Source organism: Arthrobacter sp. AFG20 (assembly GCF_002892795.1).
In the GTDB taxonomy this organism is placed as follows: Bacteria; Actinomycetota; Actinomycetes; order Actinomycetales; family Micrococcaceae; genus Arthrobacter.
Genome location: NZ_PJMC01000009.1, coordinates 117,063 through 132,383, shown reverse-complemented (window position 1 = coordinate 132,383; position 15,321 = coordinate 117,063). Strand labels below are relative to the sequence as shown.

Sequence of the window (15,321 nt, the reverse complement as noted above, 5' to 3'; positions counted from 1 at the left end):
GCATCAGACCGGCGTGTGCGGCGCCTTTCCCTCGTCGCCGAATTTCTCGGCGGCCCTGCGTTCGCGCAGCCGGTCCAGGCGTTGCATGACCGGCGCCGTGGTGGCTCCGTGCAGCACCACGGACATGGCCACGACGAGTCCGACGATGCCCCACAGGTACTCCGCCCGGTCCTCGAAGCCGCCCTGGCCCAGCGCGTAGGCCAGGTAATACAGGGACCCGATGCCCCGGATGCCGAAGAAGGAAATGGCGATCCGTTCCCGGGGACCGGTCTTGCCGCGGGCCAGTGCCAGCCAGCCGGACAGCGGACGCACCAGGACCAGGAAGGCCAGCGCAACGCCCACCTCAACCCAGCCGACGTCGGCCAGCAGGCCCCGCGCGATCGCTCCGCCCAGGAGGACCAGGATGACCACTGTCAGCAGCCGCTCCAACTGTTCCACGTAGGAGTGAAGAATGCGGTGGTAACCGTGGGTGCGCTCCGCCGCCCTGATGGTCACGGCACATACGAACACCGCGATGAATCCGTAGCCCTCGATCATTTCGGTGACACCGTATGCCAGGAAGGTGGCGGCGAGCGCAACGAATCCCTCGGAGTGGTTGGACAGCCGGATGCTGTCGTGCCGGGCGGAGAAGAAAAGCCGTGCCAGCGCCTTGCCCGTGCCGTAGCCCAGCAGGACGCCCATTCCGATGCGCCACAGGACGTTCACGCCGAACCACTCCGGAAACCAGGCCGACGGCGCCGTCCCCACAAGGCTCATGGCAATGGCCAGGTACACAAAGGGAAAGGCCAGCCCGTCATTCAGCCCCGCCTCCGAGGTCAGCGCGAACCTGACCTCGTCCTCCTGGTCGGTGCCCTCCTCCTCGTCGGCCGGCTCGCCCACCTGCACCTCGGAGGCCAGGACCGGATCGGTGGGTGCGAGTGCGGCGGCCACGAGGAGCGCGGCGGCGAGTCCCAGGCCCAGCAGCCATAGTCCGAGGAGCGTGAGGCCCAGCATGCACAGGGGCATGGCAATGCCGAGCATCCGCCAGGTGGTCGCCCAGTTCCGCCGCCCGACCGAACGGTCGAGTGCCAGACCGGCTCCCATCAGCGAGATGATCACGCAGATTTCGGTCAGATGCAGCGTCAACTCGGGGTGCTGGACGGGGTTCGGGTCCGGAAGGTTGGGAAGCAGGCCGAAGGCGGCCGCCCCGGAGCCCAGGAACACCATGGGCATGGAGATCGGAGCGTTACGCAGCGCCTTGGGCAGGATGGCGGCAACAAAGACGGCTACACCCGCCGCGGCGAACATTATGCTGGCACCTTCAAACACGGTCGCCTCCTGCGCCGTCGGCCTCTCAGACCTGACCCACACTAGCGGTAAGAGCGCGCCAGTGTCGGCTTTTTTGGAGGCCCAAAGGGGCTCCATAACGGCGCCGGCGTCGAGGAATGGTTGATGAGACAACTATCGTCAACCTGCTTGTCAAACGACAGTCATCTTACCTTTGGGCCCATTCCCGGTAGAATGGTCTATTGCCCCCCGGCAAGAACCACAGAAAGTCAGTACATGAGCACAGCAACTATGGAGCGCCCAACCGCTCCTACGAGCGACGCACGCTCCGCGGATGCCCGGTCCATCAACCTGGCATTCACCAGTGCCGCCCAGGTCCACGACGGCCTGGAAAGCGCGGTGGAGACGCTGATCGAAACGGCTGCCCAGGAAGGCACCTGCGGCATCAAGGTCACGCGCCTCGAGCCAGGCCGCTACACGGTGGCCCTCGACGAGTCTGTTCCCTTCGGTGAAACACACGAGGACATCGCGGCCTAACACGCGAAAAAGCCCCCGATCCTGGGCTCATTCTGGCCGAAGGGCCGAATGATCCAAGGTCGGGGGCTTTTTGATTTCCGGTGCGCGGCCTGCCGCGCGCGGCTTCAGCCGGACTACATCCGGCGCACCTGCACGCCGTCGGACCTCATAAAGAGCTGCGACTCATGCGCTCCGCCGCAGACCAGCCACAACACGTTTCCGCTGCGTGAGACTTCCTCCACCTCACCTGCCGCAATGACATGCGCCTGCTTGATGATCTCGACCCGCTCGCCCACGTGCAGCGATCCCCAGTTGGAAACCGTAGCTGCGTGTGCGATGCGTCTGGACAGGACTGTCCCGCGTGCTTTCATTTGAACTTCTACCCCTTTGTGGATGTTCTTCCGTCACAGCCTCTTTGATGTGACTTTCACTACACCTTCAGTTCTACTACACTCTTCGTCCCGTATGCGGCGCGTTGCAGAGTATTTCGGCACCGCCGGCAAATGGTTGCCGGCGGTGCACGTTGTTCACCGTTAGGCGAGATTTCCGACGGCGGATTCGGCCGCCGTCCGCACCGCACCGGAGCCAACCAGCCGGTCGGCGGCCTCGAGCTCGGGCGAGAGGAACCGGTCCGTGCCCGGCCCGCCGACGACGGTCCGCAGCGTTTCGAGGACGGCCGCCCCGGCAGGTCCCGGCGTCAGTTGGCCGCCGGAAAGCTGGGTGCGCATGTCAATCGCCCGTGCCGAGGTGACCAGTTCGATCGCGAGCACCCGGCGCAGGTTCTCCACGGCCTTCCGGAGCTTGCGGGCAGCGTGCCAGCCCATGGACACGTGGTCCTCCTGCATGGCGGAGCTCGGGATGGAGTCCACGGACGCGGGAACCGCGAGCCGCTTGTTGTCGGAGACCAGTCCGGCCTGGGTGTATTGGGCGATCATGAGGCCCGAGTCCACGCCCGGGTCCGCGGCCAGGAACGCCGGCAGGCCGTGCGAGCGGGCCGGGTCCAGCATGCGGTCCGTGCGCCGTTCGGCGATGGAGCTGAGGTCCGCGACGGCGATGGCCAGGTAGTCGAGCACGTACGCCACCGGGGCGCCGTGGAAGTTGCCGTTGGAGCTGACCCGGCCGTCGGGCAGGACCACGGGGTTGTCGATGGCGGCCGCGAGTTCACGGGAAGCCACCAGCTCGGCATGGTCGACCGTGTCCCGGACGGCGCCCGCAACCTGGGGTGCGCAGCGCAGGGAGTATGCATCCTGGACGCGGGAATCGCCCACGCGGTGCGAGGCCACGATGGCCGAGTCGGACAGGACCCGGAGCATATTGTCGGCGCTGGCCGCCTGACCGGGGTGCGGCCGGAGGGCGGCGTGCAGCTCGGGCAGGAACACCTGGTCGGTGCCGAGCAGCGCCTCGACGCTGAGCGCGGCGGTGATGTCCGCCGTCGTCAGCAGCTGCCGCAGGTCCGCGATGGCCATCAGGAGCATGCCCAGCATGCCCTCGGTGCCGTTGACCAGCGCCAGGCCTTCCTTCTCGGCAAGTGTCACCGGCTCGATGCCGTGCGCGGCGAGCAGTTCGGCAACCGTCCTTTGGCCGGCGCCGCCGTACAGTTCGCCGTCGGGTCCGGTCGCTTCGCCTTCGCCCATGAGGACCAGGGCGCAGTGGGACAGCGGTGCGAGGTCGCCGGAGCAGCCCAGCGAACCGAACTCCCGGACCACCGGGGTGATGCCGGCGTTGAGCACGTCCACCATGGTCTGCAGGACCACGGGCCTCACGCCGGTGCGGCCCGAGGCGAGGGTCTTGGCGCGCAGGAACATGATGCCGCGGACCACTTCGCGTTCCACCGCGGGGCCCATGCCGGCGGCGTGGCTGCGGATCAACGACTTCTGCAGCTGGGTGCGCAGCTCGCCGGGGATGTGGCGGTTGGCCAGCGCGCCGAAGCCCGTGGAGATGCCATACGCGGGCACGTCACTGTGGGCCAGTTCGTCAATGTGTGCGCGGACCTTGGCGACGGTGTCCAGGGCGTCCGGGGAGATTGTCACCTTGGCGTCATGGCGTGCGACGGCGACGAGGTCCTCGGGCGTGGCACCGCTGGCACCGAGGGTGACAGTGAGCGGTTCGTGGGTAATCGTGGTCATTGCGTTTCCTACTTCTTTGCTTCTGAAGACTCGTTCATGGGGATGCGGACGCCGCGCTCCTTGGCGACGTCGACGGCGCGGTCGTAGCCGGCGTCGACGTGCCGGATCACGCCCATGCCGGGATCGTTGGTGAGGAGCCGCTCAAGCTTCTGGGCGGCGAGATCGGTGCCGTCGGCAACGGAGACCTGCCCGGCGTGGATGGAGCGGCCGATGCCTACACCCCCGCCGTGGTGGAGGGAAACCCAGGTGGCGCCGGAGGCGGTGTTGAGGAGGGCGTTAAGCAGGGGCCAGTCGGCGATGGCGTCCGAGCCGTCAGCCATAGCTTCGGTCTCCCGGTACGGGGAGGCGACAGAGCCGGAGTCCAGATGGTCGCGGCCGATGACGATGGGCGCCTTGACCTTGCCTTCCTTGACCAGCTGGTTGAAGAGCAGCCCGGCCTTGGCGCGTTCACCGTAGCCCAGCCAGCAGATGCGCGCCGGCAGGCCTTCGAATTCGACGCGCTCGGCCGCGGCGTCGATCCAGCGGTGCAGGTGCCGGTTCTCCGGGAAGAGTTCCTTGATGGCTTTGTCGGTGACGGCGATGTCCTCGGGGTCGCCGGAGAGGGCGACCCAGCGGAACGGGCCCAGGCCCTCGCAGAACAGCGGGCGGATGTAGGCCGGGACGAACCCGGGGAATTCGAAGGCACGGCTGTAGCCGCCCTTGCGGGCCTCGTCGCGGATGGAGTTTCCGTAGTCGAACACCTCGGCGCCGGCGTCCTGGAACTCCACCATGGCCTGGACGTGCTTGGCCATCGATGCCTGGGCCTTCTTGGTGAAGCCCTCCGGGTCAGCCTCGGCCTCGCGGTGCCATTCGTCCACGGAGATGCCCTCCGGCAGGTAGCTCAGGGGGTCGTGGGCGGAGGTCTGGTCGGTGACGATGTCGATGGTCAGCTCCCCGGCTTTGTGCCGGCGTAGGAGTTCGGGGAAGACCTCGGCGGCGTTGCCCACGTAGCCCACGGACCAGCCGCGGCGCTCCTCCTTGGCCTTCAGGACCTTGGCGATCGCGGCGTCGAGGTCGGTCTCCACCTCATCGAGGTAGCGCTTGCCGGCGCGGCGGCGGAGGCGGGTCTCGTCGACGTCGACAATCAGGCAGGCGCCCTCGTTCAGGGTGACGGCGAGCGGCTGGGCGCCGCCCATGCCGCCGCAGCCGCCGGTCAGCGTCAGGGTGCCGGCGAGGGTGCCGTTCTCGTCCCCGGTGAGCTTGCGGGCGATCGCGGCGAACGTCTCGAAGGTGCCCTGCAGGATGCCCTGGGTGCCGATGTAGATCCAGGACCCGGCCGTCATCTGCCCGTACATCATCAGGCCCTCGGCCTCGAGCCGGCGGAATTCTGGCCACGTGGCCCAGTCGCCGACGAGGTTGGAGTTGGCCAGCAGCACGCGCGGCGCCCATTCGTTGGTGCGGAAGACGCCCACCGGCTTGCCGGACTGGACCAGCAGGGTCTCGTCCTTGTCCATGGTTTCCAGGGTGCGGGTGATGGCGTCGAACGCGGCCCAGGAGCGCACGGCCCGGCCGGTTCCGCCATAGACCACCAGGTCATCGGGGCGTTCGGCGACCTCGGGGTCGAGGTTGTTCATGAGCATGCGCAGGGGCGCCTCGGTCTGCCAGGACTTGGCGGTGAGCTCGGTGCCGCGGGCTGCTTTGACCGGGCGGGCACCGGTGGTGAAATCGGCGGGTGCCATGGTGGCTCCTTCGTCTTGCGGGTGTGTGGTGAGTCGCTGTTGCGTGTTGCGGAATTCTTGGTTTGAGCGGAAGTGCTTCTGTATCAACTAAAGCCCCTTCTGAGCTGGCCAGACAGGGGTTTCCGGCCGGTGCTGTCCGGTATCCCAGACCCAACTAGGTAGCAGTTCAGGGCGCTCTCGCGGGCCCGAACGCCTGTGCTGCTACCTACTTGGGCTGCTGGCTATTTCCCGGGGCGGCCGTGGATGCGCACCGAAAGTTCATCGGCAACCTTTTGCACGCGGGCGGCGAGCACCGGCCACTGGTCCTCCGGCAGCTTGTCCTCGAGGAACGTGACGGCGACTGCCGCCGTCGGCCATCCAAGATGATCCGTGACCGCGGCGGCGATGGAGCCAAAGCCGGGTGTCACTTCCCCGTGCTCCGTGGCGTAGCCACGCTGCCGCACCTGGTCCAGGTGCGATGAGAGGGCCGAGTACTTCATGATCGCGCCCTCCACCTCGTGCCGGGCAGTGAAGGCGGCGGCATTCGGATAGAGCGCACGGACCTGGGACTTGGGCAGCGCGGCAAGGATGGCCCGCCCGCTGGCGGTGAGGTGGCTGGGCAGCCGGACACCGACGTCGGTCACCAGGGATGGCCGGTTCTTGGCGCGCTCCTCCACGATGTAGAGCACATCCCGGCCATGCAGGACCGCCAGGTGTGCGCTTTCGCCAAGGACATCAACGAGAGAGGCGAGCATGGGCCGCCCCAGTCTGGACAGCGGTTCCTGCCGTGAGTACGCGGAACTGAGCTCGAAGGCGCTGATCCCGAGTCCGTAGCGCTGCTCCTCGTGCAGGTGCAGGACAAAGCCGTTCGCCTCCATGACGCCCAGGAGGTGGTAGACACTTGAGCGGGGCAGCCCCAGTGCCGTGGCAATGTTCGACGCCGCCATCGGCCCCCGCTTGGAAGCCAACAGTTTGAGGATCCGCAGGGTGTTTTCGGCGGCGGGAACTTTCGCTTTAACCGCTGATTCCGGCCGTTTTGCCGCCGTTGCGGCCATCGTGCCTGCCATGTGTCCTCCAGGCCTCGTCGTTTGGCTGTCTGTTCGGGATATCTGTCTCTTCGGGGTTTGGCCGAACAGTGTCCGGTATCCCGTACTTAAGCTTGCGCCCAGCCCGCTCGCTGTAGCCCTCCTTCAGAAGCAGCGCTGTCTGGAATACCGGACATCGCCTGCGCCGGTCCCATCATCCCGCTTTTCCCGCACACCGGGTAGCGTTTGTCCATGGAATTTCCGCTGAAGGGCAAGGTAGCCCTGGTCGCCGGGGCCACACGAGGGGCAGGTCGCGGAACGGCCGTGGCCCTGGGCGAGGCCGGGGCGGTGGTCTACTGCACCGGGCGCACTACCAAGGGCCAGACGTCCGACTATCGTCGCCCGGAAACCATCGATGAAACGGCAGCCATGGTGAGCGCGGCCGGCGGGACCGGCATCGCAGTGGCGGTGGACCATTTCAACGCCCCGGAGGTGGAAGCGCTGGTCCGCCGAATCGACCACGAGCACGGCCGGCTGGACATCCTGGTGAATGACATTTGGGGCGGCGAAAACCTCATCCAGTGGAACACACCCCTCTGGGAACACGACCTGGACGGCGGTCTGCGGATGCTGCACGGCGCCGTCGACACGCACCTGGTCACGAGCCATTTCGCGCTGCCGCTGCTCATCCGGCGGCCGGGAGGACTGGTAGTGGAAATGACGGACGGAACGCGGGAGTACAACGCAGCGCATTACCGACTCTCCGCGTTTTACGATCTCGCCAAGTCCGCTGTCCTGCGGCTCGCCTTCAGCCAGGCCGAGGAGCTGAAGCCGTACGGTTGCACGGCCGTCGCGCTGACGCCGGGCTGGATGCGCTCGGAGATGATGCTCGAACACTACGGCGTGACCGAAGCCAATTGGCGCGAGGCGGCTGCCACGAATGCGCACTTCGCCGCCATCTCCGAAAGCCCGCGCTTTGTGGGCCGGGCGGTCGCCGCCCTCGCTGCCGACCCTGACGTGCACCGCCGGACCGGCGGCTCCTTCTCGTCCGGCGGGCTTGCGCAGGAGTACGGCTTCAACGACGTCGACGGCTCCCGGCCAGACTGCTGGCGTTATCTGGAGGAGATCCAGGAGGCCGGGCTGCCGGCAGATGCCAGCGGCTACCGCTGAAGCGTTGGGAAAACGCAAAGCGCGAACTGGCAGGTAACGCCCCCAAACTGGGATTGAGGGCATCTGCTGCCAGTTCGTCACAAATTCCGAGCGCAGGGTGTGAGGCCGCACAGTCTGAAATCGAAGACACCAAGACCCCGTGAGCCTCATCACAGCCCCCGCAGACGTGGTCTGCTGGATAGCGATCCCCCTCCCAATGACGAGAAGGTATTGGCATGCAACAAGCCCAAACAAGAGATGAATTGGCGCCCGTAAGCGGGACCGGAACGGCGCGCACCGCCGTCGGAACCGCCGTCGAGACCGTTCTGAACCGCGGACTCAACGTCCGCCACATCCGCTTCATGGCGCTTGGCTCCGCCATCGGCACCGGCCTGTTCTACGGTTCGGCCTCGGCCATCCAAAAAGCCGGCCCCGCCGTGCTGTTCGCCTACATGATCGGCGGCGCCGCCGTGTTTATGGTGATGCGCGCCCTGGGGGAAATGGCCGTGCGGCATCCGGTCTCGGGGTCCTTCGGGCAGTACGCCAGCCGCTATCTTGGCCCGCTGGCCGGATTCGTGACCGGCTGGACCTACGTCTTCGAAATGGCGATCGTGGCCATCGCCGACGTCACCGCCTTCAGCATCTACATGGGCTTCTGGTTCCCGTCCGTGGAGCGGTGGGTCTGGATTCTGGCCATCATCTTCCTTCTCGCGGCGCTGAATCTGCTGAGCGTGAAGGTCTTCGGTGAACTCGAATTCTGGTTCACGTTGGTCAAGGTTGCAGCAATTATCGCCATGATCGCGGGCGGGGCGGCCATCCTCGCGTTCGGCTTCCAGAACGGCGACGGCTCGGCCGCCCCGGGCCTGGGCAACCTTGTGGAGCACGGCGGCCTGTTCCCGAACGGCTTCGAGGGGCTCCTGGCCTCGTTCGCCGTCGTCATGTTCGCCTTCGGCGGGATTGAAACCATCGGCATCACCGCCGGCGAGGCTGCCGACCCCAAGAAAGTAATCCCGAAGGCCGTCAATACGGTGCCGGTCCGCGTCCTGCTGTTCTATGTGCTGACCCTCGGAGTGCTGATGAGCCTCTTTCCGTGGAATGAGATCGGCAGCAACGGCAGTCCGTTCGTCCAGATCTTCAGCGGCCTCGGCATCCCCGCCGCACCCCATATCCTCAACGCCGTGGTGATAACCGCCGCACTGTCCGCCATCAACAGCGACATCTTCGGCGCCGGGCGGATCCTCTTCGGTCTGGCCAAGCAGGGCCACGCCCCGCAGAGCTTCGGACGGGTGTCGCGGCACGGCGTGCCGTGGATGACCGTGGTGATGATGACCGGAATCCTGCTGGTGGGAGTGGTGCTGAATGCGCTCATCCCGGAAGATGTCTTCCTGCTCATCGCCTCCATCGCCACCTTCGCCACGGTCTGGGTGTGGGTCATGATTCTCGCCTCCCACGTGGCCATGAAACGCGAGATAGCCCGGAAGGGCCTGCCGGCGTCAGACTTCCCCTCCCCGTGGTGGCCGACGGCGTCTGTTCTCACCATCGGCTTCATGGTGCTGGTGATCGCGGTGCTTGGCTTCTTTGAGGACACGCGCGTGGCGCTGTACGTGGGAGCTGTGTGGCTGGGACTGCTGGTGGCCGCCTACAGGCTTTGGGTCAGGGGCAACGGACGACGCCGGGCCCACCTTGAGGACGAGACCTCACGGCTGCCCGTGGTCGCCAAAACTGAGTAGGATTTCTGTGGAAATGCCGTGCCAGGCTGGAATACGCGAAAACAAGTAGTAAAAATGGAGAAAGACAGGTAGTCAGCGCCTGTTACACGAGTGCGTCGTGTGATAAATGAGGTAGATGTTACCCGTGTGACGCATGTGATTGCTCCCTAGAGTGGACTACACGGTGCCAGCCGGCTGGGGTATAGACCCCGGATGATGTACCGGCCCCGCGCCACCAGTGATTCGACTATTGGTCACACTGTGAAGGAGTGGTCCTCATGTTGGAAATCCAGGCCGGGGTGCCGGCAGCGAATATTCAATCCGGGCGGTTGTCCGGCTTCCTGGCCCAGACGCTGCAGCGGGCGCGCACGGCCGCTGTTCCCTACAGGATCGGCGACGTTCTGCTGGGCGACGATCCGTTCAACGGCAGGCGGGAAGGCACCGTGGTGGTCAAGAACGGCCGGTCGATCGGGATCCGTTCCTCGGACCGGGTGTACTTCTACGACCACCGGCAACTGAGGCGGCCGGACTAGGCGGGTCATCCCGCCAGTCCAGCCGACGACCAACAGGAGCCGATTCCATGTCCATCGCCAACCTGCCAACTGCCTATCTCACCATTGCGGAGGTCGCCGCGGCCCTGCGACTTTCGAAAATGACCGTTTACCGGATGGTCCGGGCCGGAACGCTCGCGGCGGACCGGTTCGGCAAGTCCTACCGCGTGCCGGAGTCGGCCGTGGAGGAGTACATCCGGGCCTCCGGCAACCCGACTGGATGAAAGCTCAGGCCGCACCCGGAAATGCACCGGCCCCGGCGAGTCCTGAGCGCGGTGACACCTCCACCAGGGAACAGATCCAGCGGCCCAGTTCCATGGCACGCACCGGATCGATGGACGTCTTGAACCCGCCGCGGCCCAGCATCCACACCAGGTCCTCGGTGGAGATATTGCCGGCGGCGCCGGGGGCGAAGGGGCAGCCGCCCAGGCCGCCCACCGCGCTGTCGAATGTTCTTACGCCTGCCGCCATGGCGGCATAGGTGTTCGCGAGCGCCGTGTGCCGTGTCTCGTGCAGATGCGCGCGAAGCGGGACATCAGTCTCCTGGCCCAAGTCGGCAAACACCTCGCCGACCTGCCATGGCACGGCACATCCGATGGTGTCCGCAAGCGCCACTTCCGCTAGCTTCCCGCGCTCCAAGGCACCGCGGATGGCGGCGAGCGTCTGCTCCTTGGGGACGTCACCCTGGTATGGGCAGCCAAAGGCGACGGCGGCGGTCACCGTAAGGGGGATCGACGCCGTGGCCGCAATCGAGGACACCTCTTCCAAGGCGTCGAGTGCCGCCGCCACGGTGGTGTTCTGGTTGGCGGCGGCAAAGGCGTCAGTCACCGGCAGCACGTAGTTCATCTCGTCAACTCGGGCGTCAACAGCGCGCGCGGCGCCCCTCGTGTTCAGGACGAGCCCGATGTAGCTCGCGCCGGCGTCCCGGGGCACGCCAGCCATGACGGCATCCGCGTCGGCCATCTGAGGGACTTTTCGCGGGTTCACGAAGCTGACCGCTTCAATGCGGCGGGCGCCCAGGGCGATGAGTTCATTGATGAGCCGCAGCTTGTTTTCGGTACTCACCGGCACCTTCTCATTTTGCAGCCCGTCCCGGGGACTCACATCCACGATGGAAACGGCCCGTTGTGGATCGGCATTCATCAGATGGCCCCCTGCTCCTTGGCGTGCTGCAGTTCCTCGTCCGAAAGCCTCAGCAGCCCTCCGTACACATCCCGGTTGTGCGAACCGGGCTGGAGGGGACCACTCCAGCCGATCCCGCCGGCGCTTCGCGTAAGTTTTGGCACGATGCCGGGTTGGATAACGCTGCCCAGCCGCTCATCGGGAACGTCCACGAGCATCTCCCGGGCTCGCAGCTGGGGGTCGTCGAAGATGTCCTCGATGCTGCTCACCGGACTGTTGGGTACGGAGTGGCGGTCCAGCAGCGCGGTGAGTTCCTCGTGGCTGAAGCCTCCTGCCCACTCGGCGATCAGCGATTCCAGCTCCTCCTGGTGGGCGCCCCGTGCCGCATGATTGCTGTACCGCGCATCACTGGCGAGTTCCGGCCTTCCCATCGCCGCTGCCAGGCGCACAAACACGGAATCTTGGTTGGCGGCGATTACCACCCATTTGCCGTCGCTGGACCGGAATATGTTGGACGGGGCTATCCCCTTCAGGCCAGAGCCGCTGGGCCCGGGGACCACCCCGCTTGCCGCGTAGTCCGGCACCGCACTCTCCAGCAGGGAGAAGCAGGCTTCAACGAGGGACACATCCACCACCTGGCCCGTTCCGCCTCGGGCGTCCCGCCAATAAAGGGCCATGAGGATGCCCTGCAGGGCGTACAGGGACGCCAGGCTGTCGCCGAGGGAGATGCCGCTTCGCGGCGGCGCCTGATCGGGATAACCGTTGAGGTACCTGAGGCCACCGCGGGCTTCCGCCACGGAGGCATACCCGGGCTTCTGCGCGTCGGGCCCGGTCTGGCCATAGCCCGAGACCCTGGCGATGATGAGCCCCGGATTCACTTTCCACAGCTCCTCAGGCGCCAGCCCAAGGTTTTCAAGCGTTCCCGGCCTGAAGTTCTCGAGGATGACATCCGCCTCACGGCACAGCTCAAGAAAGAGTTCCCGCCCCCGTGGCGCCTTGAGGTCAAGCGTCACGCACTTCTTGCCGCGGGACTGCACCGACCACCAGAGCGTGTGGTCCTTGAGTCGGCTGCGGCCCCATTCACGCATCGGATCCGGCCTGTCAGGGGACTCGATCTTGATCACTTCCGCACCGAAATCGGCAAGCTGCCGGCCTGCGAAGGGCCCGGCAATCAGGGATCCAAGTTCAACGACCCTGACGCCCGCCAGTGGGGCGGCCCCCTGCTGACCAGTTGGCGGCGCGGAGACACCGGCCCCTTGTGTGGTCGTTCCGGATACGTTCGCCATTTGGGCTCCTGTTCTGCCACGCAGGAACTCTGTGGCAGCGTTCGCGGTTCAAGGATTGGGATCCGGTCAGCGGAGCCTCTTGAGCTGGCTGACCCGGCATCCCGGTTTTATCCATATTGTGGACCTAAATCCACGATATGGGTAGCCCCTCCCGCGGGATTGTTCCTCCGATCACCCGCGTCGATTCTTCCGCAGCAGCCAGAACGGTCTCCACCCACGAGGCGCACACGTCGTACGGCATCCGCATCGCCGGCCCCATGACCGTGAGGGCACCGTACAGTTCGGCCTGGGGCCCAAAGATCGGCGCCGAGATACCGCTCGCACCCGAGACGCGTTCGCCGGTGGTTATGGCAAACCCGTCCGCCCTCGCCTTCATGACGGAAGCTTCCAGGTCGGCGGCGTCTGTGATGGTCTGCTCTGTCATCGTCTGGAGCCCGGACCGGTACACCCGCTCTGCCACGTCCGGGTTCCATGCCAGGAGTACGCGGCCGGCCGCACCGACGTGCAGCGGCATAATTTCGCCCACCTGCACCACCCTTCTGAGCATCCGCCGTGTTTCAGCAAGCGCAATGCACACCCGCTTGCCCTGCGATTCCCGGAATATGCAGGCTGTTTCACCGAGCTCATCCCTCAGCCTGCGCAGGACAGGGCTCAGCAGCTCAAGGAAGTCAAGGCCCTGCGTGGCAGGAGCAGCCCAGTGTGCCATCCGGACCCCCACTCTGAATTTGTCTCCGTGCCGGTCCAGGATGCCCTCTTGAACCATGTTTGCAACGAGTCGCTGGACAGTCGAGTGCGGGACTGAGGTGGCCGCGCGGATCTCGGCAAGCGACAGCTCCGGCCGCTCAAGCGAAAAGACATCCAGGATGCCCGTGATCTTTCGAAGGACCAGCAGGGGCGTCCCCGAGGAATCGTTGGAACTCATGGAGAAAGTGTAAGAGGGTGCGGTTGCCGCGGGCGCCGGGCCGCCCCGCCGGCGCCCGCAGCCCATCGTGCATTGAGTGTGACAGAGGTTACTGCTAGCATCAGGTCCACATCATGATGGTGAACCCACGATGTGGCCACTCTTCCGAATCGTCAAGCCGGTGGGGGTGAGTGGAGGGACGCACAAATGTTCCACCAGTAAGAATCAGCAGCGACCAGAATCGGCCAGCGTCGGCCGGGAAGAGTGCAATGATGCCAGCTGCACAGGCAGACCCGAAGAAGTACGCGGTGGAACTCACCGGATGCACTAAGCAGTTCCCCACGCCAGGGGGTGAAACTTACTTTGCCGTGCGCGACATCAATCTCAAGGTAGAACCCGGCCGCTTTGTCTCGATCGTCGGCCCCACCGGCTCGGGAAAGTCAACCATCCTGAACATGGCGGCGGGCCTCCTGAGCCCCAGCGTGGGTGAGGTGAAGAGCTTCGGCGAAGCTGTCAGCGGCGTGAACCGCCGGGCATCCTACATGTTTCAACAGGATCCCCTCCTGCCGTGGAAGACCGTAATCGACAACGTGAGCCTGGGCCTGACCATGGCTGGCGTGTCGAAGGCGGAGGCACATTCAGAGGCCCGGCGCTGGCTCGAGAAGGTGGGCCTGAAGAATTTCGCGGACCGCTATCCGCACCAGCTCAGCGGCGGCATGCGCAAGCGCACCGCCGTCGCCCAGGCCTGGATCGTCAATCCCGATATCCTCCTCATGGACGAGCCGTTCTCGGCGCTGGACGTGCAGACCCGCCAGATCATGGAGAACGAACTGCTCCAGCTCTGGCAGGAATCGGGCAAGGCAGTCGTCTTCATCACGCACGACCTCGATGAGGCCATCGCCCTCTCCGACGAGGTGGTGATCCTTGGGGCGGGGCCGGGAAGCACCGTGGTGGGCAGCTACGAAATTGACATCCCGCGTCCACGCGACCTGCTCGACATCCGGGACGACCCGCAGTTCGTTGCCCTCCACCGGGAAATCTGGGGCAGGTTGAAGATCGAAGTCTCCAAAACCTATGAAACGGCCATGGCAGAAGAAGGCGAAGTCGCATGACGCTCGTGGGATCAAAAAAGAACGGGCTGTCTTCAGCCTTGGACGCCGGCGGCCCGCGCCGCCGGAGGGGCAGGGGTGACATCTCGCCGCTTGCCATGCGGACGGCACAGCTGATCCTCACTGCTGCAGTCCTTGGCGCCTGGGAACTATCCGTGCGGACCGGGATCGTTGATGAGTTTTTCTTTCCGCTTCCGTCCGACATCTTCCAGACGGTCTGGCTGTGGGTGTCATCAGGGTTTGTCTTCCCGCACTTGTGGATCACGATGCAGGAAGCCATCCTCGCCTTTCTGGTGGGCGCCGCCGCCGGGCTCCTCCTGGGGTTCGTCTTGGCCCGCGTGCGTTTTCTTGAGCGGCTGCTGGATCCATTCCTGCAGATGTTCAACGCCCTCCCCCGCGTTGTTCTGGCGCCGATTTTCCTGCTTTGGTTCGGGTTGGGCATCTGGTCCAAGGTCGCATTCGGCTTCACCCTGGTGTTCTTCATCGTCTTCTTCAACACCCTCGAGGGTGTCAAGAGTGTGGACCGCGTCCTGGTGGACAATGCCCGGATGCTCGGAGCATCGGAGAAGCAGCTCCTGCGCCACGTGTTCATCCCCAGCGCACTGACCTGGATCTTTTCCAGCCTGCATATCAGTGTCGGTTTCGCCATCACCGGCGCCGTGGTGGGCGAGTATCTCGGCGCTTCCGCCGGCGTCGGCTATGCGATCGCCCAGGCCCAAGGCGTCTTCGACACGAAGGGCGTCTTTGCCGGGATGTTCATCCTGATGATCGTGGTCCTGATTATCGACCTCCTTGTTAACCGCCTGGAGCGGCACCTCCTTCGGTGGCGCCCGGCCCAGTCGTCCTAACCAACCTCACTGCCTG

General features: G+C 65.4%; 15 protein-coding genes. 7 read left to right on the top strand and 8 right to left on the bottom strand.

The window, feature by feature from the left end; all coding sequences use genetic code 11:
* Positions 1–3: 3 nt before the first annotated feature.
* Positions 4–1,308, bottom strand: coding sequence for a sodium:proton antiporter (locus CXZ05_RS12555; protein ID WP_102972926.1), 1,305 nt, complete (start codon positions 1,306–1,308; stop codon positions 4–6).
* Between the two features lie 234 nt (positions 1,309–1,542).
* On the opposite strand from CXZ05_RS12555, the gene CXZ05_RS12550 reads away from it, so the two are divergent.
* On the top strand, positions 1,543–1,803 hold the full coding sequence (locus CXZ05_RS12550; protein ID WP_102972925.1) for a hypothetical protein: 261 nt from the start codon (positions 1,543–1,545) through the stop codon (positions 1,801–1,803).
* A gap of 113 nt (positions 1,804–1,916) precedes the next feature.
* Here the strand turns inward: CXZ05_RS12550 and CXZ05_RS12545 are convergent, their stop codons facing one another.
* The 4 genes from CXZ05_RS12545 to CXZ05_RS12530 form a co-directional block, all read right to left on the bottom strand.
* Positions 1,917–2,153, bottom strand: a complete 237-nt coding sequence (locus CXZ05_RS12545) for a hypothetical protein (protein ID WP_102972924.1) — start codon at positions 2,151–2,153, stop codon at positions 1,917–1,919.
* 162 nt (positions 2,154–2,315) lie between these two features.
* The gene (gene hutH / locus CXZ05_RS12540; RefSeq protein WP_102972923.1) at positions 2,316–3,908 is read right to left on the bottom strand and encodes a histidine ammonia-lyase; all 1,593 of its coding nucleotides are present in this window, start codon (positions 3,906–3,908) and stop codon (positions 2,316–2,318) included.
* An 8-nt stretch (positions 3,909–3,916) separates the two neighbouring features.
* A complete protein-coding gene (hutU, locus tag CXZ05_RS12535; RefSeq protein ID WP_102972922.1) occupies positions 3,917–5,626 on the bottom strand; it encodes a urocanate hydratase in 1,710 nt (569 codons plus the stop codon).
* 221 nt (positions 5,627–5,847) lie between these two features.
* Positions 5,848–6,672, bottom strand: a complete 825-nt coding sequence (locus CXZ05_RS12530) for an IclR family transcriptional regulator (protein WP_102972921.1) — start codon at positions 6,670–6,672, stop codon at positions 5,848–5,850.
* 210 nt (positions 6,673–6,882) lie between these two features.
* Here CXZ05_RS12530 and CXZ05_RS12525 point away from each other — a divergent pair, with 210 nt between their 5' ends.
* The 4 genes from CXZ05_RS12525 to CXZ05_RS12510 all read left to right on the top strand — a co-directional run bounded on the left by CXZ05_RS12525 (position 6,883) and on the right by CXZ05_RS12510 (position 10,263).
* The gene (locus CXZ05_RS12525; RefSeq protein ID WP_102972920.1) at positions 6,883–7,800 is read left to right on the top strand and encodes an SDR family oxidoreductase; all 918 of its coding nucleotides are present in this window, start codon (positions 6,883–6,885) and stop codon (positions 7,798–7,800) included.
* A 215-nt stretch (positions 7,801–8,015) separates the two neighbouring features.
* A complete protein-coding gene (locus CXZ05_RS12520; protein ID WP_180987376.1) occupies positions 8,016–9,509 on the top strand; it encodes an amino acid permease in 1,494 nt (497 codons plus the stop codon).
* Between the two features lie 257 nt (positions 9,510–9,766).
* A complete protein-coding gene (locus CXZ05_RS12515) occupies positions 9,767–10,021 on the top strand; it encodes a hypothetical protein (protein ID WP_102972919.1) in 255 nt (84 codons plus the stop codon).
* A gap of 47 nt (positions 10,022–10,068) precedes the next feature.
* On the top strand, positions 10,069–10,263 hold the full coding sequence (locus CXZ05_RS12510; protein WP_102972918.1) for a helix-turn-helix domain-containing protein: 195 nt from the start codon (positions 10,069–10,071) through the stop codon (positions 10,261–10,263).
* Between the two features lie 4 nt (positions 10,264–10,267).
* On the opposite strand, the gene CXZ05_RS12505 is transcribed toward CXZ05_RS12510, so the two are convergent.
* The 3 genes from CXZ05_RS12505 to CXZ05_RS12495 form a co-directional block, all read right to left on the bottom strand.
* On the bottom strand, positions 10,268–11,182 hold the full coding sequence (locus tag CXZ05_RS12505) for a hydroxymethylglutaryl-CoA lyase (protein WP_102972917.1): 915 nt from the start codon (positions 11,180–11,182) through the stop codon (positions 10,268–10,270).
* Entirely contained in the window at positions 11,182–12,447 is a 1,266-nt protein-coding gene (locus CXZ05_RS12500; protein ID WP_102972916.1) for a CaiB/BaiF CoA-transferase family protein, read from the bottom strand. The genes CXZ05_RS12505 and CXZ05_RS12500 overlap by 1 nt, the downstream gene beginning before the upstream one ends.
* 124 nt (positions 12,448–12,571) lie before the next feature.
* Positions 12,572–13,369 carry an IclR family transcriptional regulator gene (locus CXZ05_RS12495; protein WP_102972915.1) on the bottom strand — a complete coding sequence of 266 codons (798 nt, stop codon included), beginning with the start codon at positions 13,367–13,369 and terminating at the stop codon, positions 12,572–12,574.
* A gap of 251 nt (positions 13,370–13,620) precedes the next feature.
* Between CXZ05_RS12495 and CXZ05_RS12490 the strand changes: the two genes are divergently transcribed.
* Both CXZ05_RS12490 and CXZ05_RS12485 read left to right on the top strand, forming a co-directional pair.
* Positions 13,621–14,460, top strand: coding sequence for an ABC transporter ATP-binding protein (locus CXZ05_RS12490; RefSeq protein ID WP_219726553.1), 840 nt, complete (start codon positions 13,621–13,623; stop codon positions 14,458–14,460).
* Positions 14,457–15,305: an ABC transporter permease gene (locus CXZ05_RS12485; RefSeq protein WP_219726552.1), complete on the top strand. Its 849-nt coding sequence runs from the start codon at positions 14,457–14,459 to the stop codon at positions 15,303–15,305. The genes CXZ05_RS12490 and CXZ05_RS12485 overlap by 4 nt, the downstream gene beginning before the upstream one ends.
* The last annotated feature ends 16 nt before the right edge of the window (positions 15,306–15,321 follow it).